Raw genomic sequence first — 21,648 nt, forward strand, 5'->3', positions numbered from 1 at the left:
CGCGGCGGGGTCGCGGAGACAGAGGGACGTACATGACCGAGGGCGGGGCACCGGCCGGGCGGGCCGCCCGGGAGATGCTCGTCCGCGCCGACGGAATGCTGGAGGGGGCGCGCGGGGTCCTCGCGGACCACACCCGGGCCGTCACCGCCGTCCGGACGTGCCTGGATCCCCTGCTCGACGCTCTGGTGCGCGCCGGTCTCGCCGCCATCCCGGTCTCCCGGCTGAAGGACGTCACCGAGGGCCGGCTGCGCCTCGGCGCGATCGAGCAGGCGGGTTTCACGACGGTCGGCCAGGTGTACGACGCCAGTCGCTACGAGCTCCGCCAGATCCCCGGCGTCGGCGCGCAGACGGCCGACCAGGCCCTGGCGGCGGCGGGCGGCATCGCGCACGCGGTGCGGGACACCGTCGCGGTGCGCATGGACGTGGACGACCGGAACGAGGCGGTGACCGCGCTGCTCGGCGCGCTGTACGGGCTGGTGGCGGCGGGCCCGGACGCGCGGCGGGCGGTGGACGGGGCGCGGGCGCTGGCCGGGCGCCTCGATCCGCTGCTGACGGCGGCCGGTCCGGCGCGGGGGCGGCTGCGGATGCTGTTCGCCTCCCGGCGGTCGCGGGCCGGGGTGCGGGAGGCGGTGGCCGGGGTCCGGGCGGCCGTCGCCGACGCGGTGGAGCGCGGGCTGCCGCCGCTGTTCGCCCAGGTGTCGGCCGATCTGCTGCGGGAGCCGGGGTCTCCGGCAGCCGCCTGGGTCGACTTCGAACTGCGGTCCGCCGAGTACTACAGCCTGCTCGCGGAGTTGTCGGGCTCGGGGCCGGACCGGGACGCGGCGGAGGGTTTCCTGCCGTCGGGCCTGGCCGACCGGGTGCGCGGGCTGCGGCTGGACGACGCCCGGCTGCGGGTCTCGCTGCGCGGCTACCAGTCGTTCGGTGCCCGGTTCGCGCTCGTCCAGGAGCGGGTGATCCTCGGCGACGAGATGGGGCTCGGCAAGACCGTCCAGGCGATCGCGGCCCTGGCGCACCTCGCGGCGCGCGGCGAGACGCACTTCCTGGTGGTGTGCCCGGCGAGCGTCCTCATCAACTGGACGCGGGAGGTCCGGGCCAGGTCCACGCTCCGCGCGCTGCCGGTGCACGGCCCCGAGCGGCGGGAGGCGTTCGCGGAGTGGCTGGATTCCGGCGGGGTCGCGCTGACCACCTTCGACGCGCTGCACTCCCTGCCGGACGCCGTGGGCAGCGGGGTGCGGCCCGGGATGCTGGTGGTGGACGAGGCGCATTACGTGAAGAACCCGGAGACCCGCCGGTCGCGCGCGGTCTCCGGCTGGTCGGGGTGTACGGACCGGGTGCTGTTCCTGACGGGCACCCCGATGGAGAACCGGGTGGAGGAGTTCCGCAGCCTCGTCCGCCAGCTCCGGCCCGAGCTGGCCCTCTCGGTCGGCGCCGGCCACGGCGCGGCGGGCTCGCAGGCGTTCCGGCGCGCCGTGGCCCCCGCCTATCTGCGGCGCAATCAGGAGGACGTCCTCGCCGAACTGCCCGCCGTGGTCCAGGTGGACGAGTGGGAGGAGTTCAGCGGGGGCGACCTGCTGGCGTACCGGGAGGCGGTGGCCGACGGGCACTTCATGCGGATGCGCCGCGCGGCGTACGCCCGGCCGGAGACCTCCGCCAAGCTGGACCGGCTGCGCGAACTGGTCGCGGACGCGGCGGGCAACGGCCTGAAGGTCGTGGTGTTCTCGTACTTCCGCGAGGTCCTGCAGACGGTGCGCGGGGCGCTCGGTGACGGGGTGTCCGGTCTGCTGTCGGGGAGCGTGACGGCGGCGCGGCGCCAGGAGATGGTCGACGCGTTCACGGCGGCGGACGGTCACGCGGTGCTGCTGAGCCAGATCCAGGCGGGCGGGGTCGGGCTGAACATGCAGGCCGCGTCCGTCGTCATCCTGTGCGAACCGCAGATCAAGCCGACGACGGAGCACCAGGCCGTGGCCCGGGTCCACCGGATGGGCCAGATACGGACGGTCCGGGTGCACCGGCTGCTCGCCGCGGACAGCATCGACCAGCGCATGCTGGACATCGTCGCCCGCAAGGAGCGGCTGTTCGACGCGTACGCACGGCGCAGCGATGTCGCCGAGGCGACGCCGGACGCGGTGGACGTGTCCGAGGGCGAGCTGGCCCGCCGGATCGTGGAGGAGGAGCAGCAGCGCCTCGGCGCGGCGGCCCGCCCCTAGCCGTGTCCGGGGACGGTGCCGTCCCGGTCGGCGACGAGGAGCATGCCGCCCATGCCCCGGTCGGCGTGGCTCTGCACATGGCAGTGGTACATCCAGGCGCCGGCGCCCACGTGTTCGCCCGCGATCACCTGGAAGCCGAAGGAGTCCGCCGGTCCGACGATCTTCGTGTCGACGACCCGGCTCGGGTCGTCGGGGCCGGTGAGCATGCCCGTACGGTTGTCCGCCCAGCGGTGACCGTGCATGTGGAACGTGTGGTAGAAGTCGCCGTGCGTGATCATGACGACTTCGAGCCGGTCCCCGAGCGTGGTCCTGAAGTCCGGGCTCTCGCCGGCCGGGGTGTTGTTGATCGACATGCCGTTGAACACGATCGTGATCGTCCTGTCGGGCAGGATGTCGCCCCGGCGCCGGACGACCAGCGGCCCGTAGAGCCCGTCGCGGATGCCGCCGGTGCCGTGGTCGGAGCCGACGGCGTGGTCGTGGTAGTGCCAGTAGCCCGCGCTGCCGGGCTGCCAGGTGCCGTCGCGGCGCAGGCCGGGGGTGTGGGTGCGCCAGGTGTACGTACGGCTGCCGCCGGGCTCGACGGTACTGTGATTCATCCGGGTGCCGTCGCTGGCGATGTCGTAGTCGACGCCGTGCGCGTGCAGCCCGGCCGGTACGTCCAGGGTGTTCACGAACTCGATGTGCAGGGTGTCGCCCTCGTTGAGCTCGATGAGCGGGCCGGGCACGGTGGCCTTGCCCTTCTCCAGTCCGTAGCCCATCCGGCCGTCCGGCAGCTTCTCCACGTACATCCGGATGTGCCGGACCACTCCCCCGGCGGGTGCCCGGCGGACCGGGTGCGGCAGGGCGGCGGCGGGTGCCGGGAGGGACAGCGATGCCACCCCCGCCGCCGCCACGGCACCGCCGCCCATCAGCATCCGCCGGCTGAAACTTCTGCGGTCCATGTCGAACTCCCCACTGCTGACGGATCCTGCCGAGGATATGGCGACGGGCCGTGACGGACCCGGGAAAATCGCTTACCCACAGTAAGGACAAAGTCCGCCTCAGGGGCGCCAAGACCGGTGGGCGAGTCGCGGAATACGCCCGGACACGGCCTGGCGGATCAGGTGACCGTCGCCGCGTGCTGCGGCATGTGCTCGCGGCCGCCGGGGTGCCGGTGGCGCCACACCCAGAAGACGGTGCACGAGACGAGCGCCCAGGCCGCCAGGACCAGGTACGGGAAGATCCGCTGGTGGCCCTGGTAGTAGACGGCGGTGTGCTGGGCGTTGACGGAGGCGCCCGGGGGCAGCCAGCGTCCGATGTGCCCGAGGAGCGAGGGCAGCAGCGGCCAGGAGACGGCTCCGCCGGACGACGGGTTGCCGAGGAGCACCATGACGCCCCAGGTCGGCAGCATCGCCCACCGGCCGATCAGGGTGTTGAACATGGTGAAGACCATGCCCGAGGTGAACATCGTGAACGCGAGGATCAGCCAGGACTCGACGAAGGGCAGGTCCACCGCTCCCAGCAGCCAGTCGACCACGGCGGCGATGGCGAAGGCGCCCAGGAGCGAGTAGAGGATCGTGAAGCCGATCCGCTCCAGCGGGATCAACGACCGGGCGTGGACGCTGAGCTGGATGGCGCCCACGAAGCCGATGATCACCGCGGCGAGCGAGATGTAGAACAGCGCGAGCCCGCGCGGGTCGCCCTTCTGGAGGGGCTTGACGTCCTGCACGGCCACCGGGATGGAGAGCGAGTCCCCCACCTTCACGGCCGACTCGGCGAGCAGCTGGGCGACGGCCGCCCCGGAGGCCGCGGCCACGTCCAGGGAGACGCCCCGGGCGCCGGAGCGCACGATGGCGAAGACCTCCTGCTCCTCCAGCCCCTGGCGCGCGGCGGCCGCCGTCGGATAGACCCGGATGACCAGGGAGGCGTCGAGGGCCTTGTCCATCCCGGCGACGAACTCCCGGCCGCGCGCGGTCTCCGGCTCGCTGACCACGGCGGTGGGGATGCTGTGCGGGGTCGGGTTGGCCATGGCGTACGTGTAGGAGCCGGCGAAGAGCCCGGCGGCGGCCGAGAGGATGAACAGCAGGACGATCGCCGGGAAGTACGGGGACTCCTTGAAGCCCTGCCACTTCTGGCTCCGGGTCAGCGGCCGGCCGTGCGCCCCGTGCTCCGGCTCGCTCACGCCCGGTCGTCCTCGTCGTGACGGGCGCGGCTCGGCTGCACGCGCTTGGGCTCGCCGGGCATCTTCGGGTACTCGGGCGGATAGGGCAGGTCGCCGGGGCCGCCGTCGCTCGCGTGGCGGTCGGCGAGTTCCAGCAGCGAGTCCAGGCGGAACGCCTCCTGGTCCATGTCGGCGTGCACATCGCCGTGTTCCGCGTACCGCACGGGCATGGAGCGCAGGTCGAAGTCGCGGGGTTCGGCGTCGTCCAGCTCCTCCCAGCGCAGCGGGGCCGAGACCGGGGCGTGCGGGAAGGGCCGTACGGAGTAGGCGGAGGCGATGGTGCGGTCGCGGGCGGTCTGGTTGTAGTCGACGAAGATCCGCTCGCCGCGCTCCTCCTTCCACCAGGCGGTGGTCACCCGGTCCGGCATCCGGCTCTCCAGCTCCCGCCCGACCGCGATGGCCGCGCGCCGCACCTCGGTGAAGGTCCAGCGCGGCTCGATGGGCACGAAGACGTGGATGCCGCGCCCGCCGGAGGTCTTGGGCCAGCCGCGAAGCCCGTGCTCCTCCAGGACGCCGCGCAGCTCCTGGGCGGCGCGGACCGCGTCGGCGTAACCGGTGCCGGGCTGCGGGTCCAGGTCGATGCGCAGTTCGTCGGGGTGGTCGGTGTCCCCGCCCCGGACGGGCCAGGGGTGGAAGGTCAGGGTGCCGAGGTTGGCGGCCCAGAGGACGGCGGCGACCTCGGTGGGGCACATCTCCCGGGCGGACCGCCCGCTCGGGAAGGCGATCGTGGAGGTGGGGATCCAGTCGGGGAGGTTCTTGGGGGCGCGCTTCTGGTAGAAGAACTCGCCCTCGACGCCGTCCACGAACCGCTGGAGGGTGGTGGGCCGGTTGCGCAGGGCGCGCAGGATGCCGGGGCCGACGGCGAGGAAGTATTCGGCGACGTCCCTCTTCGTGTAGCCCTTCTCCGGGAAGTAGACCTTGTCCGGATTCGACAGCCGGACCGCCCGCCCGGCCGCGTCCAGCTCCACCGCTGTGCCCGCTGCTGCCATGTCGGCCACGGTAGGCCGGACACACATATGCCGCATATCGGGAGACTCCGGTAGCCGTACGGTTCACAATCGGGCCATGGACCTGCCGGTGATGCCGCCCGTGAAGCCGATGCTCGCCAAGTCCGTGAAGCGGATTCCGCCGGGCATGCAGTACGAGGCGAAGTGGGACGGCTTCCGGGCGATCGTGCACCGGGACGGCGACGAGGTGGTGATCGGCAGCCGGACCGGCAAACCGCTCACCCGCTACTTCCCCGAACTGGTCACCGCCGTCCGGGGCAATCTGCCGGAGCGCTGTGTGGTGGACGGCGAGATCGTCGTCGCGCACGACGGCCGCCTCGACTTCGACCGGCTCAGCGAGCGCATCCACCCGGCCGAGTCCCGGGTGCGGCTGCTCGCCGAGCAGACTCCGGCCGCGCTGGTCGCCTTCGACCTGCTGGCCCTGGGCGACGACTCGCTCCTGGACACCCCGCAGGCGGACCGGCGCACGGTCCTGGAGGCGGCGCTCGCCGGGGCGTCGGCGCCGGTGTACCTGGCCCCGTCGACGACCGATCCGGCCCGCGCCGAGGAGTGGTTCGAGCGGTACGAGGGGGCAGGGCTCGACGGGGTCGTCGCGAAGCCGCTCGACGCGCCGTACCGGCCGGACGTCCGGGCCATGTACAAGATCAAGCACGAGCGCACCGCCGACTGCGTGGTGGCCGGTTACCGCTTCCACAAGAGCGGCCCGGTCGTCGGCTCGCTGCTGCTCGGCCTGTACGACGACAGCGGCGCGCTCCAGCACGTCGGGGTGTGCGCCGCCTTCCCGATGAAGCGGCGCGCGGAACTCGTCACCGAGCTGGAGCCCCTGCTGACCGATGCCGACGACCACCCGTGGCGCGCCTGGGCGCAGGCCGAGGCGCATATGGGCGCCCGGCTGCCCGGCGCTCCGAGCCGCTGGTCCGGCAAGAAGGACATGTCCTGGGTGCCGTTGCGGCCCGAACGGGTCTGCGAGGTGGCGTACGACCACATGGAGGGCGATCGCTTCCGGCACACGGCCCAGTGGCGCCGCTGGCGGCCCGACCGTACGCCGGAGAGCTGCACGTACGCGCAACTGGAGGAGGTCGTGCGCTACGACCTCGCCCAGGTGCTGGCGGGCGGCGGCTGAGCCCTCCGGGTCAATACACCTAGTCCGCCGTGGGCGGCAGGGTGGGTGTGCTGCAGGGTTCGGCGGTCTCCGTGGGGTCGGGCGAGGGGGAGCCGGTGGGATGGGTGGTGTCGGTCGGGTCGGGCGTCGGCGTGGTCGTGCAGCCCGGGTCCGGCTTCGTCGTGGTCGGGTCGGGGTCGGGGGTGGTGCTCGGGTCCGGGGAGCCGGGGTCCGACGGGTCGGGCGAGGGACCGGTGGTGTCCGTCGGGTCCGGGTCGGGCGTGGTGCTCGGGCCGGGGCCGTGGGTGCCGGGTGTGGTCGGGCGGGTGCTGGTACTGGGCTGCGGGCCGACCTCGATGCCGCCCTCGCCGCCCTCGTCGTCCTCGGCGCCGGAGCCTCCGACGGGGTGCTTGGGCTTGTCGGGGCCGCCCGCGCCGGGGCTCCTGGGGATGGGGCCGGTGCCGTCGGTGACCGGGTGGATGCCCTTGCGGTAGAACTCCAGCCAGGACAGCACCGTACGCAGATAGGACTCCGAGTGGTTGTAGCTGAGGATCGCCCGGTTCATGTCGGAGGGGATCGACAGATCGCGCGTCCCGGCGCACAGGTAGGCCCCGGCGGCGAGTGCCGCGTCATACACGTTGTTCGGGTCCCGGCGCCCGTCGCCGTTGCCGTCACGGCCCCAGTGCGCCCACGTCGAGGGGATGAACTGCATCGGACCGACCGCCCGGTCGTACGTCGCGTCCCCGTCGTAGGCGCCGCCGTCGGTGTCCGCGATGTTCGCGAACCCGGCGCCGTCGAGGACCGGGCCGAGGATCGGCGAGACGGTGGTGCCGTTCTTGTCGACCCGGCCGCCGGCCGCGTGCCCGGACTCGACCTTGCCGATCGCCGCCAGTAACTGCCAGGGCAGCCGGCAGCCGGGGTCGCCGCGCCCCATCGTGGCCTCGGCCCTGCGATAGGCGGCGAGCACGGACGCCGGGATGCCGGCCTCGGCCCAGGACCGCTTGGCCGCCGGGCTCTGCTTCTCGCCCTTCTTCGGCGGCTTCGGGCTCTTCAGCGGCGGGAGTTCGGTGTGGTACGAGTCGTCGTTGGGGACCTCGGACCAGACGACGTCGTCCGTCTTCTGACGGGGCTTCGGGGTCTCCTCGTGCGCGACGAGCTGGGGTGCCTGGGAGGCCGTGAGCGCGGCCATCGCGGCGAAGGCGGCGGCGGTGCCGCCGAGTCCGCGGCGCATGGTGCCGTTGAACCTCATGCGTGCTCTCCTTGGGGGGTCGTCCGGGTCACCGGGTGAAGGTGTCGATCGCGGAGATCCGCCAGCTGCCGCTCTTGCGGACGGCGTCCACGCTGAACATGGCGGCGGCGTAGGTGGTCTCCTCGGACTTGCCGGTACGGGTGTTGCGCTGGTCGGCGTAGATCAGCAGCCGGGCTCGGTCTCCGTCGAGCATCTCCACACCGCTGTCGGTGACGGTCGTGGTGAGGACCAGCTTCTGCTTCGGCGCCTGGGCCCGGACCTCGGCGAGCATGTCCGCGTGCTGCTGGACCGCCTTGCCGGTCAGATACTTCGTCACCGCCGCCTCGGCCTTGGTGGGTGAGGCGTAGTCGTACGAGAAGACCGCTCCGACGGCCTCGGTGATCTGGCCCTTCACCTCGCTGGTGCGGCTGATGTCGGTCAGGGCGGTGTTCTGCCGGCTGGGGTCGTCGCGCAGGCTCGCCGCCGAGGTGAACGCCCAGGCGGCGACGGCGCCGAGGAGGAGGGTGAGGACGCAGAGGACGGCGGGCAGGCTGAGGCGCGGGCGGCGCCGGACGGTGGCCTTCTCCGCCTCCGGCGCGGACTCCTTCTCGTCCTCCCCGCGTTCCTCGCCCTCCCCGCGTTCCCCGCCTTCCGGGACCGCCTCCTCCTGCGTGGCGTCCGGCTTCCTCAGGTCCGGGCCGCGCCCGGAGCCGGGGCGGGGCGGGGCGGTCGTCGCGGCGCGCTCGGCGGCGGCGACGGTGGCCAGACGGCGCTGACGGTTGACCAGGTGACGGGTGGTCGACATGTCCGGGTTCCTTTCGGTGCGGGGGCGGGGGTGTCAGCCGGCGGTGTTGCCGACGGGCGCCTGGCCGAGGGCGCTGAGCTTCCACCCGTCGGGGGTGCGGGTGAGCTGGCCGAGCATCCGGCTCTCCTTCACCGCGGGCTTGCCCTTCGGCGCGGTCACGGTCACCCGGAGCGCCACCATGACCCCGGCCTTCCCGGCCCGGTCGTCCAGCTCGGTGACCGCGCCGGCCAGCACCTTCGCGGTGCTGACGGTCTTCGCCTCCTGGATCTGCTTCACGAACCCGTCCCGCCCGTCGACCAGTTGCTGGTGCAGGTCGCCCGTGGTGGAGTCCTCCCAGCTGTCGAGCCCCTGCTCCAGCCGTGCGTGGTCGAGCGTGTTCATGTTCTGCACGGCCTGCTCCCCCGCCGCCAGCACCTCGTCGCGGGTCCCGGCGTACGCGGCCGAGCTGTCGTGCCCCGCCTGGTACCGGGACACTCCGCCCCAGCCCGCGGCGCCGGCCGCGGCGACCGTCAGCACGATCGCCGCCGCCACCAGCGGATTCCTCGTCATCGCTACCCGTGCCATCGCTGCCTCTCCCTGCCGGCGGTCCCGCCGTGCTGTGCTGTCCGTGCTCGGTGGTGCGGTGGTGCGTCTCGCTGCCCACGCGGACTACCGGGAGGTGATCTCCACGATCGTCCAGTGCCCTTCGCGCAGTCGGGCCGTGACGGAGAGCTGCGCGGCCGCCTTGCTCGCCGCCTTGCCCTTGCGCTCGTAGACCTGGTCGAGGAAGACCAGCAGGTGGGCGCTGTCGGGCGTCAGCCGGGTGACCCCGGCGCGCACGACGTGGGTGGTGAGGGTGAGCTTCTGGTCGGCCGACTGCTTCTCGACCTGGCCGAACAGCGCCGCGTACTGCTGGAGCGCCTTGCCCGCGAGGAGCTTCTGCGCGGACGCCTTGGTGGCGGCGGTGCCGTCGGGGCTGTACGAGAAGACCTTGCCGAGCGCGTCGGTGACCTCGCCGGCCACCTGGGCGGTCGCCGCGCTGTCGGTCAGCGCCAGGTTGGACGTGGCGGGCGTGTCCCGCAGCTGCCGCCCCGCCACGTACATCACGGCCCCGGCGGCGAGCAGCGCCACGGCGAGGACTCCGGCGAGGACGCGCGGCCAGCGGCGGGCCGGGCGGGTACCGGTGGTTTCGGTGTCCTCGGGCGGCTCGACGGCTGCCTCCGGCTTCTCCTCGACGTCCGTGCTCATGCGCCGCTCCCTATGCCGAGCGCCGTGAGCGCCTTGATCTTCCAGCCGTCCCCGGTCCGGGCGAGCGTGGCCTCGAAGCGTTTGCGCTCGGTGGCCGCCTTGCCGCCGCGCGGGGTGACCTCGACGTCGACGGTCGCGATCATCAGCGCGGTACCGGTCCGCTCGTCCAGCTCCGTGAGGGCGGCGTCGGTGACCTTGCCGCGCGCGGTGGCGCCGGACGCCCTGAGGTCGGCGGAGTCCTTCTTCCGGGTCCGCTTCAGCTGGTCGCGCAGCGGTCCCGTGGCGGACTCCAGCCAGCCGGACAGGCCCGCGTCCACGCTGGTGGCGTCCTTGCCGTCCAGGGAGTTGAGCCGCGCCAGCGCCTGCCGGCCGTCCGCGAGGGCGGCGTCCCGGCTCTTGGCGTAGGCCAGGTCGTCGTCTCCGCGCGCCTGGGCGTACGACCAGCCGCCCAGGGCGCAGACGAGGGCCGCGATCAGCAGGACCGCCCAGCCGCCGAGGCGTCGCGTACGGGGGTTCACTCGCCGTCCTCCTGTCCCAGGCCGAGCAGCCCGGCCATGCCCCGGGTGTCCGGTGCCGTGCCGGTCTCGGCGCCGAGCACTCCCGGCAGCCGGTCCTCCCCGGTGTCCCCGACGTGCAGTGCGCCGGCCTTCGCCGGTGCGGGCAGCGGGCCGCCCGTCGGGGCGTTGGCGCTGCCCCGGACGTCGATGCCGGTGCCGGGCGAGGCGGAGCACCGGGCCTTGGTGTTGAGGGCGGGGGCGGGCGAGAGGTCGAGACCGTTGCGGTAGGTGGTGCCCTCGTAGCCGGCGGTGCAGGGCAGCGGCTCGAAGAAGGTGACCGACATGCCGAACCGGGCGCCGTCCTCGTCCACCGCGCTGGCCCCGGCCGCCGCGACGGCGGGGAGCTTCACGAGCAGTTCCTCCAGGCCGCGCTGGCGGGTGACGGCGACGTCCGAGGTGGTGAGGAGGTTGGCGACGACGACCCCGAAGCTGGGTTCGACGTCCCGGAGGAGTCCGCTGATCTGGTTCGTCGCGTCGGGGGCGGCGGCGATCAGCTTGCGCAGATCGGTGTCGGACCCCTTGAGCTGGGCGGCCAGTTCCTTCGCGCCGGAGGCGAACCCCTTGAGCGCCTCGCCCTGTTCGACCTGGGTCCGCAGGACGGTCTTGCCGTCCTCCATCAGCCGGGTGTTGACGGGCAGCGCGTCGTCGGCGGCGTCCACGAAGTCGCTGCCGGTGTCCAGGAGGACCTGGAGGTCGTCGCCGCGCCCGCTGAACGCGGTGCCGAATTCGTCCACGACGGTGCGCAGGGACTCCAGGTCGACCGAGGAGGTGAGGTCGTTGACGCTGGTGAGCACGTTGGTCACGGGCGCCGGGACGGTGGTCTCGGCCTGGTCGATGACCGAGCCGTTCGCGAGGTAGGGGCCCTCGGTGCGGGTCGGCCGCAGGTCGACGTACTGCTCGCCGACGGCGGAGAGGCTGGCCACGACCGCCTTGAGGTCGTCGGGGATGCGGGGTGCGGACGTGTTGATCCGCAGCTCGGCCTCGACGCCGTCGTCGGTGAGTTCGATGGGTCCGACGCGGCCGACCGAGACCCCTCGGTAGGTGATGTTGGAGTGGGTGAAGAGGCCTCCGGTGCGGGGGAGTTGCATCTTGACCGTGTAGTAGTCGCGCATGCCGACGTAATGGCCGAGGTCGGCGTAGCGCACACCGAGGTAGGCGAGCACCAGGACGGAGATGATGAGGAAGGCGATGTTCTTGAGCCGGATGGCGAGGGTGATCATCGGTTGCTCCCCTTCGAGTCCGTGGGCCGGCTCGTCGTCGGCGCCGAGGTGGCGGGAAGGGGCAGCGGGAGTCCGGCGCCGGCGACCGACGGGGTCTGCGCGGGCGGGGTCTCCGGGTCCGGGTTGTAGGCGGGGATGATCTGGGTGCCGGGTTCGGCCGTGAGGTCCAGGTACACGTTGAGGTAGTCACCCTTCACGCCGCGCAGCACCTCGTCCGTGAACGGGTAGGTGAGCAGCACCTGGAGGGAGTCGGGCAGGTCGTTGCCGGAGTCGGCGAGGGCCCGCAGGGTGGGGGCGAGGGCCTTGAGGTCGGCGACTGTGTCCGCCTTGCTCCGGTTGATGGTGGTGACGGCGACGTCGGAGAGGGTGTCCAGGGAGCGGAGCATCGTCATGAGCGATCCGCGCTGCTTCTCCAGGACCTTCATGCCGGGGCTGAGCTTGGTGAGGACGGTGCCGACCTGCTCCTTGCGGCCGGCGAGGGTGCTGGAGAGCCGGTTGACGCCGTCGAGCGCGGCGGTGATGTCGCCGCGGTGGTCGTCCAGGTTGGTGACGAGCTTGTCGACCCGGTGGAGCATGGACTTGACCTGGGGTTCCTGCCCGCTGAGGGCCTTGTTGAGTTCGGTGGTGATGGTCTTGAGCTGCTGGACGCCGCCGCCGTTGAGGAGCATGGACAGGGCGCCGAACACCTCTTCGACCTCGGGGTTGCGGTTGGTGCGGCTGAGCGGGATGCGGTCGCCGTCGGCGAGGGTGCCCTTCTCCTTGCCCTTGGCGGGCGGGGCGAGCTGGACGTACTTCTCGCCGAGCAGGCTGGACTGTTCCAGCCGGGCGTATGCGTTGCCGGGCAGGTCGATCTTCCCGTTCACCTTCATCGTGACCCGGGCCTGCCAGCCGCCGGGCGCCAGCGAGATCTTGGTGACCCGGCCGACGGCGACGTCGTTCACCTTGACCGAGGACTGCGGGGAGAGGCTGAGCACGTCCCCGAAGTCCGCGGTGATCTCGTACGGGTGGTCACCGAGGTCGGCGCCGCCGGGCAGCGGCAGGTCCTCGATGCCGGAGAAGTGCGGGGCTCCGCATCCGGTGACGAAGAGGGTGCAGCACAGGCCGAGCGCGACGAGTGCCGGTCCGCCCGTGGTGCCGAGGGCCGCGGGTCTGCGCGGTCGCCGGTTCATCGGTTCGCCCCCTTCGTGTCCTTGGCGTCCTTGCCGCCCTTGGCGTCGGCGGCTTCCCCCGGGGTGCCGTAGACCGTGCCCACGGCCGGGAGCGGCAGCGTGGGCAGGGCCTTCTGCCGTTCGGCGTCCACCGGGGAGAGTCCCTGGAGGGCGAGGGAGGATTCGACGAGCGGGCCGCCCATGCTGAGTTCGTTGAGGTTGGTCCGCCCGTTGAGCGTGCGGTGCTCGGGGTCGTACGCGTTGAGGACGTTGCCCGCCGAGAGCGGCAGGACGTCCATCGACTCGGCCAGCGAGGCGCGTTGGTCGACGAGTGCCTGGGTGATCGGCACGAGGGCGTCGACGTTCTTCTTGAGTTCGCCCCGGTTGTCCTTGATGAAGGTCTTCACCTGGCCGAGCGCGGTGCCGAGTTCCTTGAGGGCGGCGCCGAGGTTCTTCTTGTCGTCGGCGAGGAAGCCGGTGACGGAGTTCAGCTGCTGCTCGGCGGCGCGGACGTTGCCGTCGTTGTCCTTGAGCATGGTGGTGAAGGTCTGGAGGTAGGACAGCGTGCTGAACAGGTTGCCGCTCGACTTGTCCAGGGTCTTGGTGGCCTTGCCGAACTGCTCGATGGAGTCGCCGATGTCCTTGCCGTTGCCCTTGAGGTTCTTGGCTCCGGTGTCCAGGAGCCCGGCGAAGGCCCCTTCGGCGTTGGCCCCGTCGGGGCCGAGCGCGGTGGAGAGTTCGGTGATGGAGGCGTAGAGCTGGTCGACCTCCACCGGGACCGCGTTGTTGTCGGCGGGGAGCTGGGCGCCGTCCTCCATGGCCGCTCCCCCGGTATAGGCGGGGGCGAGTTGCACGTAGCGGTCGGCGACCAGGCTGGGCGCGACGACGACGGCGTGCGCGTCCTTGGGGACCTGGATGCCCTTGTCGATGTGCAGGACGACCTTGACGTCCTTGCCGCGCGGTTCGACGGATTCGACGCGGCCCACGCGTACGCCGAGTATGCGCAGGTCGGACCCGGCGTAGACGCCGGTGACCTGGTCGAAGTAGGCGGTGACGGTGGTGCCGCCCTGCTCCTCCAGCGCCGAGACCCCGGAGGTGGCGGCGACGGCCACGACGACGAGGCCGGCGCCGATGCCGATGACGCGGGTGAGTCTCATCTCAGTGCCCGCCTTCCTGCTTCGGCGGCATGCAGCCGGTCGCCGGGGGTGTGTTCGCGGGCAGGTAGTTCTTCGGGACGACCCCGCAGACGTAGTTGTCGAACCAGCGGCCGTTGCCGAGGGTGTTGCCGACGAGCCGGTTGTAGGAGCCGGCGAGCGCGAGGACCTGGTCGAGGCTCTTGCGGTTCTTCTTGAGCACCTCGGTGACCCGGCCGAGCGCCTTGAGGGTCGGCTTCAGCTGCTTGTTGTTGTCGGAGACGAGACCGGTGAGCTGGGTGCCCAGGTCGCGGGTGCCGGTGAGCAGCAGGTGGATGGAGTCGCGGCGGGCCTGGATCTCGCCGAGGAGCAGGTTGCCGTCGTCCAGGAGGGTTTCGAAGCCGCTCTTCTTGTTGGCGAGGGTCTTGGTGAGCCGCTTGCTGCCCTTGAGCAGGGTCGCCAGCTGGGCGTCGCGTTCGGAGACCGTCTTCGACAGCGCGGAGAGCCCTTTGGCGGCGCTCTTCACGTCGGGCGGGGAGTCCTTGAAGGTGGCGGAGATCGTCTCGAAGCTCTTGGCGAGCTGCTTGGTGTCGATCTCCCCGATGGTCTCGCCCAGTCCGTTGAACGCCTGGGTGACGTCGTACGGGGAGGTGGTGCGGGAGGCCGTGATGCGCTCGTCCGGGTCCTGCGGGGCGTCGCCGAGCGGGTCGACGGCGAGGTACTTCTCGCCGAGGAGCGTCTTGATGGCGATGCCGACGGTGCTGGCGTTGCCGATCCAGGCGTCCTTGACCTTGAAGGTGACCTTCACCTTGGCGCCGTCCAGGGAGACGCCGGTGACCTTGCCGACCTTGACGCCGGCGATGCGGACCTCGTCGCCCTCGCCGAGCCCGGCGGACTCGGTGAAGTCGGCGGTGTAGGTGGTGCCGCCGCCGATGAAGGGGAGCGAGTCGGCCCGGTAGGCGCCGAATCCGATCAGGGCGAGCAGGAGCAGGCCCACGATGCCGACGGCGACGGGGTTGCGGTGGCGTATCGGCTTGATCATGACAGGCACCTCGGCTGGGTGATCTCGATGCCGGTCGGCGGGGTGCTGCCGTCGCTCGTCGTCACGCCGCTGACCTTGGCTTCGCAGAGGTAGAGGTTGAGCCAGGAGCCGTACGAGGTGAGGCGGCTGATGGCCGCCATCTTGGCCGGGGTCTTCTGGAGGAAGTTCTCGATCTTCGGGGTGTTGTCGGCCAGGTTCCCGGAGAGCCGGCCGAGCTGCTTGATGTCGTCCTTGAGGGGTTTGCGGCCGTCCTCGAAGAGGCCCGCGGTGACCGTGGTGAGCGCGCCCATCGCGGTGACGGCCTCACCGAGCGGCTTGCGGTCGCCCGCGAAGCCGGTGACGAGGGCCTGGAGGGTGTCGACCAGGTCGTTGAAGCCGGCTTCCCGGTCGTTGACGGTCTTCAGGACCGAGTTGAGGTTCTTGATCACCTCACCGATCACCTTGTCCTTGGCGGCGACCGTGCCGGTCAGCGAGCCGACGTGCTGGAGGATCGAGTCGACGGTGCCGCCCTCGCCCTGGAGCACCTGGACGATGGAGCCGGCCAGCTCGTTGACGTCGGGCGGCGAGAGCCCTTCGAAGAGGGGCTGGAAGCCGTTGAAGAGCTGGGTGAGGTCGAGCGCCGGGGTGGTGCGCGACAGCGGGATGGTGGAGCCCGGGGCGAAGCTCTCGCCGACGGGGCCCGCGCCCTGGTCCAGGTCGATGTAGCGCTGGCCGACCATGTTGAGGTATTTGATCGACGCGGTGACCGAGGCCGGGAGCCTCTTGCTCTTGCGGACGCTGAAGCGGACCTCGGCGACCCGGCGGTCCGCGACCTTCACGGACTCGACCTGGCCGACCTTGACGCCGGCCACGCGGACGCTGTCACCGACGATGAGCCCGGTCGCGTCGGTGAACCGGGCCTTGTACGAACGGGTCTCGCCCACACCGGTGTTGGCGATGGACAGGGCCAGGACCGTGGTGGCCAGGCTCGTCACCACGATGAACACGAGAGATTTCGCGAGCGGTCCCGCGATGGAACGGCGCTTCACTTGAGTTTCACCTCCACACCGCGGAAGGCCGGGCCGATGAGCACGCTGCTCCACTCGGGCAGGGCCTGCGGCCGGACTTTCAGTGAGGGAGCGACCAGCTCGTTGACGAGCCGGCTCTCCTGCGGCGAGTTGGGCATGCCCAGCGACGGGTCGGCCGCAGGGACCTCGACCGGCGTGGCCGGGTCCGGGTCGGCCGGGGCGGAGTCGGCGGCGGTCCTGGCGTCGGCGGTGGGCACGGTCTGGCCGACGTACGGGATGGAGTAGCAGTGCGGTCCGCCGGTGGCGTTGTACACCGGGGTGTCCTTGCCGGCGACGTACTTCCCCTTGGAGGGGACGGTCTTGAGGGTGACGTGCAGCCCGGGTTGGCCGGTGCCCTTGCCGAGCGCCTTGTCCATGGCCGGGACGAAGTTGGCCACGGTGCGCAGGGTGCAGGGGAACTCCGAGGAGTATTTCGCCAGGGTCTCCAGGGTGGGCCTGCCGCTGGCGGCGAGCCGGATGAGGTTGTCCTTGTTCCGCTGGAGGAAGGCGGTGACGTCGCGGGCGGACGCGGTGGTGGAGCCGTACACGTTGGCGAGGTTCGCCTGCTGTTCGGCGAGGGTGCCGCTGGTGGTGGTGAAGTCGGTGAGGGCGTCCAGGATGTCGGGGGCGGAGTCCGCGTAGAGCCGGCTCACCTTGACGAGTTCCTTGATGTCCTCGTTGAGCGTGGGGAGTTGGGGGTTGAACCTCTGGAGGTGGGCGTCCAGCTTCACGAGGGTGTCGCCCAGCCTCTCGCCCCGGCCCTCCAGTGCGGTGGAGACCGCGTTGAGGGTGGCGGACAGCTTCTCCGGCTTCACGGCGGTGAGCAGCGGCAGGACGTTGTCGAGAACCTCTTCCAGCTCGATGGCGTTGCTGGACCGGTCCTGCGGGATGACGTCGCCGGCGCCCAGGGTCTTCGTCGAGGGCACGGGGGGCGGTACGAGGGCGACGAAGCGTTCCCCGAAGAGGGTGGTGGGCAGCATCTGGGCGGTGACGTCGGCCGGGATGCGGTCCAGCTTGTCGGGCTTGATCGCGAGGGTGAGCCGGGCCCCTTCGCCGTCGGCCGAGATGGTGCGGACCTGGCCGACGACGACGCCGCGCAGCTTCACATCGGCGTTCTCGTGCATCTCGTTGCCGACGCTCGACGTGCGTACGGTGACGGTCGCGTCGTGCGTGAAGTCCTTCTCGTACACCGAGACCGAGACCCAGATGAGGACGGCGGGCACCAGGAAGAGGGCGACCCCGGCGGTTCTGCGGGTAGTGGTCCGGAGGGCGCGGGATGTCATCAGCCGGCCACCTTCACCGTCGTCGTGGCGCCCCAGATGGCGAGCGAGAGGAAGAAGTCGGTGACGCTGATCAGCACGATCGCGTTCCGCACGGACCGGCCGACGGCCACCCCCACCCCGGCGGGCCCGCCGGTGGCGTGGAAGCCGTAGTAGCAGTGGGCGAGGATCACCATCACGCTGAAGATCAGCACCTTGAGCACCGACAGGAGCACGTCCGCCGGGGACAGGAAGAGGTTGAAGTAGTGGTCGTAGGTGCCCGCGGACTGCCCGTTGAACAGGACGGTGACGTAACGCGACGCGACGTACGAGGAGAGCAGCCCGATCGCGTACAGCGGGATGATCGCGACGACCCCGGCGATGATGCGCGTGGTGACGAGGTAGGGCATCGAGCGCACGCCCATCGATTCGAGGCCGTCGACCTCCTCGTTGATGCGCATGGCGCCGAGCTGCGCGGTGAAGCCGGCGCCGACGGTCGCGGAGAGGGCGAGTCCGGCGACGAGCGGGGCGATCTCGCGGGTGTTGAAGTACGCGGAGATGAAGCCGGTGAACGCGGCGGTGCCGATCTGGTTGAGGGCCGCGTAGCCCTGCAGTCCGACGACCGTGCCGGTGGCCAGGGTCATCGCGATCATCACGCCGATGGTGCCGCCGACGACCCCGAGGCCGCCGCTGCCGAAGGCGACCTCGGCCAGGAGCCGCTGGACCTCCTTGAGATAGCGGCGCAGGGTGCGCGGAATCCAGATCAGTGCCCGTACGTAGAAGGCGAGTTGGTCACCGGATCTGTCGAGCCAGCCGAGCATTGACATGGGTCAGCTCCCCTTCGCGGGGACGATCTGCAGATAGATCGCCGTGAGGACCATGTTCACGAAGAACAGCAGCATGAAGGTGATGACGACGGACTGGTTGACCGCGTCGCCCACGCCCTTCGGGCCGCCGCGCGGGTTGAGGCCTCGGTAGGCGGCGACGATCCCGGCGATGAAGCCGAAGATCAGCGCCTTGACCTCGCTGACGTAGAGGTCGGGCAGCTGGGCGAGCGCGGAGAAGCTGGAGAGGTAGGCGCCCGGGGTGCCGTGCTGCAGGATCACGTTGAAGAAGTAGCCGCCGAGGGTGCCGACGACCGAGACGAGGCCGTTGAGCAGGACGGCGACGAGCATGGTGGCGAGCACGCGCGGGACGACCAGGCGCTGCACGGGCGAGACGCCCATGACCTCCATGGCGTCCAGCTCCTCGCGGATCTTCCGCGAGCCGAGGTCGGCGCAGATCGCGGACCCGGCGGCCCCGGAGACCAGCAGGGCCACGATGATCGGGCTGGCCTGCTGGATGACGGCGAGGACGCTTGCGCCGCCGGTGAAGGACTGGGCTCCGAGCTGCTGGGTGAGCGAGCCGACCTGGAGGGCGATGACCGCGCCGAACGGGATGGAGACCAGGGCGGCGGGCAGGATGGTCACGCTGGCGACGAACCAGAACTGCTCGATGAACTCCCGCACCTGGAAAGGGCGTCGGAAGGTCTCCCGGGTCACGGTCCCGGCCAGCGCGAACAGCCGTCCGGTCTCGCGCAGGGGCGCGGCGAGCCTGCTGGGGCGCGGGGCCTCCGGCGCCTTCGCGGGCTCCGGGGCGCGGTCCACCGGCTCCGGTTCACCGGGGGGCCTCACGGGCATGGGGGCGGTCACCGGCGTCCACCGCCCACGACCGGGCTGTAGCTGTTGAGGATGGCGGTACGGGCCGCCTCCGGCAGCTCGCCCAGCATCGACATGACGCGTTCCCGGCGGCGCAGGGCGCCCTGGCGCACCGGCAGGCCGGGCGAGGGCTCCAGTTGGGGGACGACGGTGCGCGGGGCGTTGGCCGAGCTGATGCCCTGGCTGTAGCCGTGTCGCTCCTCGGCGGCGAGGGTCGCGGCGTCCTTCTCCTCGGACATGCCGATGGGCCCCTCGCAGCGGCCGGCGAGGAACTGGTTGACGACGGGCAGGTCGCTGGTGAGCAGCACCTCGCGCGGCCCGAAGGTGACGAGGTTGCGGCAGAACAGCATCCCCATGTTGTCCGGCACGGTGGAGGCGATGTCGAGGTTGTGGGTGACGATGAGCATCGTCGCGTCGATCTGCGCGTTGAGGTCGACGAGGAGCTGGGAGATGTACGCGGTGCGGACCGGGTCGAGGCCGGAGTCGGGTTCGTCGCAGAGGATGATCTGCGGGTCGAGGACGAGGGCCCGCGCCAGGCCGGCCCGCTTGCGCATGCCGCCGGATATCTCACCGGGGAGCTTGTTCTCCGCGCCCAGGAGGCCCACGACGTCGATCCGCTCCATGACGATGCGGCGGATCTCGGATTCCTTCTTGCGGGTGTGCTCCCGGAGCGGGAACGCGATGTTGTCGAAAAGCGACATGGACCCGAAAAGGGCGCCGTCCTGAAACATGAGACCGAAGAGCTTGCGCGTCTCCATGATGTCCCGCTCGGAGCCGTTCACCATGTCGACGCCATTGACAAGAACGCGCCCGCGTTCAGGCTTGAGGAGGCCGATGATGGATTTGAGGAACACTGTCTTTCCCGTCCCGGACGGGCCGAGCATGACACTGACCTCGCCTGCGGGAAGCGTGAGCGACACATCCTGCCAGATGTTCTGCTTGCCGAAAGACTTGGTGAGCCCTTCGACCACTACTTCGATTCCCATCCCACCTCCTGCGTGCGCTCACGAAGTGACAGAAATGCGCCGAGGGGCGCACGTTAAGTTCACCGGCACCGCCAGGACAAGCCCTTGAGCAGCCCATTCGCAAAGATCCGGTCCGCTTGTCATCGGATGACAAATTCCGGTTCCGATCTTGTGAAGTACTGCGCACTGCCGTCCGTCGGTGCAGGCCGGAACCCCGCGGCCCAGCGAGGCCGGCCATCTGTCCGGGCTCCCTGCCGACGGGTGAGCAGTCTCCGGACGCGCCGGAGGAGTTGCTGACGGAGGCGACGCTACGGGTGAGTAACCTGGGCCGCAATACCAGGTCATCAAGTTTTCGCGCGAGGGCGCGAAGGGGTTGATTCTTTCTCATCGACTGAGCAGAGCGGCCGGAAAAACTGTCGCCGGGTGACAAGTTCCGGGCCGGGCCGGCGGTGCCCGTACGCCGCACGGCGCATCGAGAGGCGCTCGGGACCGGCTCGAATGCACAAGCGGCAGGCGAGATTCCGCATGTCCGGCCGGCCGGAGTCGTGGCGGCGTCCGCGAGGGTCTGCGCACGAAGTGACAAGAAGGCCGGATCTCGTACTCATCCCTGAAGGAGATGCGTACCCCGTCCATAGATTCTCATACGGCGGGATTGTGTACCGGTGTTTCCCGCCAGTAACCTCACGGCTCGGTGAATGGGATTTCGTATCGGCCCCGTCCGACGCGGTCCCGGCACCCGCATTCCGCATTCCGTGCTCAATTCGCTGCGCACATCGGAAACAAGGGGAAGACATGAGAACCTCGAACCGGGTACGTGTGGGGCTGCTGGCCTCTTTCACCGCTCTCGCCGCCGTCGCCTCCATCGGATCGGCCACGGCCGTCACCCAGCTGAACGGCGACTGGGCGCCCTTCAGCCGCTGTCCGGTGGACAGCCCGGCCATGCTGGCGGCGGACGGGGCGACGGACATCGCCATCTGCGTCACCTCGCGCTCGGCGAGCGGCTCCATCAAGCTGGGCAACACCGTGGTGCCGTTCGGCGCCAGCGACCTCCAGATCGGCGTGGTGAACCACCCGGGCGCCGTCTCGACCGTGGTCTCCCCGAAGGAGGGAGCACTCGTCGCGGACTCCGCGAAGGTGCCGGGCGGCCTGCTCGGCCTGATGTGCCCCAGCGACGTCCCCGTGATCACGGGGATCTGCAACACGCTCACCGACGTCAGCCTGAACCGGGTGACGGCGACCATCGAGTCGGTCAACGCCCCGACCGGCTTCCAGCTCCTGGCGGGCGCGACCACCGGCAAGCCGATCATCACCCTCCCGGTCCGCATCCACCTGCAGAACCCGATCCTCGGCGACAAGTGCTACATCGGCTCCGCCTCGGACCCGATCCTGCTGAAGCCGCAGAACCTGACCCAGCCGGCCGTCACCAGCGAGAACTTCGCCGGTGACGGAACCCCGGACCCGAACGGCCCGATGAGCCGGCTCAGCCTCCAGGGCGCCACCCAGACCGACACGACGTACGCGGTCCCCGGCACCAACGGCTGCGGCCTGCTCGGCTCGTTGAACTGGGCGGTCAACCTGAAAACGGGTCTGCCGTCGGCCGCGGGCAAGAACAGCGTCACGCTGAACAACGCGCAGACCGACGTGGCGGCGATGAGCGCCCCGGGTGACATCGCCCCGAACGCCGGCAAGGTGATGTCGCAGTACTGGCACTCGGCGGTGCGGTAACCGTCCGGGCGACCGGAGTCCCGAAGGGGCCACCTCCTCCGTGGAGGTGGCCCCTTCGCGGTGCGCCGGCCGGGCGGCGG

20 protein-coding genes are annotated in these 21,648 nt (G+C 71.0%); 3 read left to right on the top strand and 17 right to left on the bottom strand.

Going from position 1 to position 21,648, the window contains the following annotated elements; all coding sequences use genetic code 11:
- Positions 1–32: 32 nt before the first annotated feature.
- Complete coding sequence (locus ACFZAT_RS09225) at positions 33–2,207, top strand: SNF2-related protein (protein ID WP_391262291.1); 2,175 nt, start codon at positions 33–35, stop codon at positions 2,205–2,207.
- Here ACFZAT_RS09225 and ACFZAT_RS09230 read toward each other — a convergent pair.
- From ACFZAT_RS09230 to ligD, 3 genes are all read right to left on the bottom strand, one after another.
- Positions 2,204–3,148 (bottom strand): multicopper oxidase domain-containing protein, encoded by a 945-nt coding sequence (locus ACFZAT_RS09230; protein ID WP_391262293.1) that lies wholly within the window; start codon positions 3,146–3,148, stop codon positions 2,204–2,206. The two genes, ACFZAT_RS09225 and ACFZAT_RS09230, sit on opposite strands and share 4 nt — an antisense overlap.
- A gap of 158 nt (positions 3,149–3,306) precedes the next feature.
- Positions 3,307–4,368 carry an ABC transporter permease gene (locus ACFZAT_RS09235; RefSeq protein ID WP_391262295.1) on the bottom strand — a complete coding sequence of 354 codons (1,062 nt, stop codon included), beginning with the start codon at positions 4,366–4,368 and terminating at the stop codon, positions 3,307–3,309.
- Positions 4,365–5,375 (bottom strand): non-homologous end-joining DNA ligase, encoded by a 1,011-nt coding sequence (gene ligD / locus ACFZAT_RS09240; RefSeq protein WP_391262771.1) that lies wholly within the window; start codon positions 5,373–5,375, stop codon positions 4,365–4,367. Before ligD ends, ACFZAT_RS09235 begins: the two co-directional genes overlap by 4 nt.
- Positions 5,376–5,472: 97 nt before the next feature.
- Between ligD and ACFZAT_RS09245 the strand changes: the two genes are divergently transcribed.
- Positions 5,473–6,537, top strand: coding sequence for an ATP-dependent DNA ligase (locus ACFZAT_RS09245; RefSeq protein ID WP_391262297.1), 1,065 nt, complete (start codon positions 5,473–5,475; stop codon positions 6,535–6,537).
- Positions 6,538–6,556: 19 nt separating this feature from the next.
- Here ACFZAT_RS09245 and ACFZAT_RS09250 read toward each other — a convergent pair whose 3' ends face one another.
- The 14 genes from ACFZAT_RS09250 to ACFZAT_RS09315 form a co-directional block, all read right to left on the bottom strand.
- Positions 6,557–7,765: a lytic murein transglycosylase gene (locus ACFZAT_RS09250; RefSeq protein WP_391262299.1), complete on the bottom strand. Its 1,209-nt coding sequence runs from the start codon at positions 7,763–7,765 to the stop codon at positions 6,557–6,559.
- Between the two features lie 28 nt (positions 7,766–7,793).
- Positions 7,794–8,549 carry a hypothetical protein gene (locus ACFZAT_RS09255; protein ID WP_391262300.1) on the bottom strand — a complete coding sequence of 252 codons (756 nt, stop codon included), beginning with the start codon at positions 8,547–8,549 and terminating at the stop codon, positions 7,794–7,796.
- 33 nt (positions 8,550–8,582) lie between these two features.
- Positions 8,583–9,113, bottom strand: a complete 531-nt coding sequence (locus ACFZAT_RS09260) for a nuclear transport factor 2 family protein (RefSeq protein WP_391262302.1) — start codon at positions 9,111–9,113, stop codon at positions 8,583–8,585.
- 84 nt (positions 9,114–9,197) lie between these two features.
- Complete coding sequence (locus ACFZAT_RS09265; RefSeq protein WP_391262304.1) at positions 9,198–9,776, bottom strand: hypothetical protein; 579 nt, start codon at positions 9,774–9,776, stop codon at positions 9,198–9,200.
- Positions 9,773–10,294 (bottom strand): hypothetical protein, encoded by a 522-nt coding sequence (locus ACFZAT_RS09270; protein ID WP_391262306.1) that lies wholly within the window; start codon positions 10,292–10,294, stop codon positions 9,773–9,775. The genes ACFZAT_RS09265 and ACFZAT_RS09270 overlap by 4 nt, the downstream gene beginning before the upstream one ends.
- Entirely contained in the window at positions 10,291–11,553 is a 1,263-nt protein-coding gene (locus tag ACFZAT_RS09275) for an MCE family protein (RefSeq protein ID WP_391262308.1), read from the bottom strand. The genes ACFZAT_RS09270 and ACFZAT_RS09275 overlap by 4 nt, the downstream gene beginning before the upstream one ends.
- Complete coding sequence (locus ACFZAT_RS09280) at positions 11,550–12,722, bottom strand: MCE family protein (RefSeq protein WP_391262310.1); 1,173 nt, start codon at positions 12,720–12,722, stop codon at positions 11,550–11,552. The genes ACFZAT_RS09275 and ACFZAT_RS09280 overlap by 4 nt, the downstream gene beginning before the upstream one ends.
- Positions 12,719–13,858: an MCE family protein gene (locus ACFZAT_RS09285; protein WP_391262312.1), complete on the bottom strand. Its 1,140-nt coding sequence runs from the start codon at positions 13,856–13,858 to the stop codon at positions 12,719–12,721. Before ACFZAT_RS09285 ends, ACFZAT_RS09280 begins: the two co-directional genes overlap by 4 nt.
- A gap of 1 nt (position 13,859) precedes the next feature.
- Complete coding sequence (locus ACFZAT_RS09290) at positions 13,860–14,876, bottom strand: MCE family protein (RefSeq protein ID WP_391262314.1); 1,017 nt, start codon at positions 14,874–14,876, stop codon at positions 13,860–13,862.
- Entirely contained in the window at positions 14,873–15,904 is a 1,032-nt protein-coding gene (locus ACFZAT_RS09295) for an MCE family protein (RefSeq protein ID WP_391262316.1), read from the bottom strand. The genes ACFZAT_RS09290 and ACFZAT_RS09295 overlap by 4 nt, the downstream gene beginning before the upstream one ends.
- Positions 15,901–17,205 (bottom strand): MCE family protein, encoded by a 1,305-nt coding sequence (locus tag ACFZAT_RS09300; RefSeq protein ID WP_391262318.1) that lies wholly within the window; start codon positions 17,203–17,205, stop codon positions 15,901–15,903. The genes ACFZAT_RS09295 and ACFZAT_RS09300 overlap by 4 nt, the downstream gene beginning before the upstream one ends.
- Entirely contained in the window at positions 17,205–18,008 is an 804-nt protein-coding gene (locus ACFZAT_RS09305) for an ABC transporter permease (protein ID WP_073861683.1), read from the bottom strand. Before ACFZAT_RS09305 ends, ACFZAT_RS09300 begins: the two co-directional genes overlap by 1 nt.
- A gap of 3 nt (positions 18,009–18,011) precedes the next feature.
- Positions 18,012–18,872 (bottom strand): ABC transporter permease, encoded by an 861-nt coding sequence (locus ACFZAT_RS09310; RefSeq protein WP_073965741.1) that lies wholly within the window; start codon positions 18,870–18,872, stop codon positions 18,012–18,014.
- A complete protein-coding gene (locus ACFZAT_RS09315; RefSeq protein ID WP_391262321.1) occupies positions 18,869–19,864 on the bottom strand; it encodes an ATP-binding cassette domain-containing protein in 996 nt (331 codons plus the stop codon). Before ACFZAT_RS09315 ends, ACFZAT_RS09310 begins: the two co-directional genes overlap by 4 nt.
- A 771-nt stretch (positions 19,865–20,635) precedes the next feature.
- Between ACFZAT_RS09315 and ACFZAT_RS09320 the strand changes: the two genes are divergently transcribed.
- Positions 20,636–21,568: a hypothetical protein gene (locus tag ACFZAT_RS09320; RefSeq protein ID WP_391262323.1), complete on the top strand. Its 933-nt coding sequence runs from the start codon at positions 20,636–20,638 to the stop codon at positions 21,566–21,568.
- Positions 21,569–21,648: the final 80 nt, after the last annotated feature.

Source organism: Streptomyces sp. NPDC008163 (genome assembly GCF_042956885.1).
In the GTDB taxonomy this organism is placed as follows: domain Bacteria; phylum Actinomycetota; class Actinomycetes; order Streptomycetales; family Streptomycetaceae; genus Streptomyces; species Streptomyces drozdowiczii_A.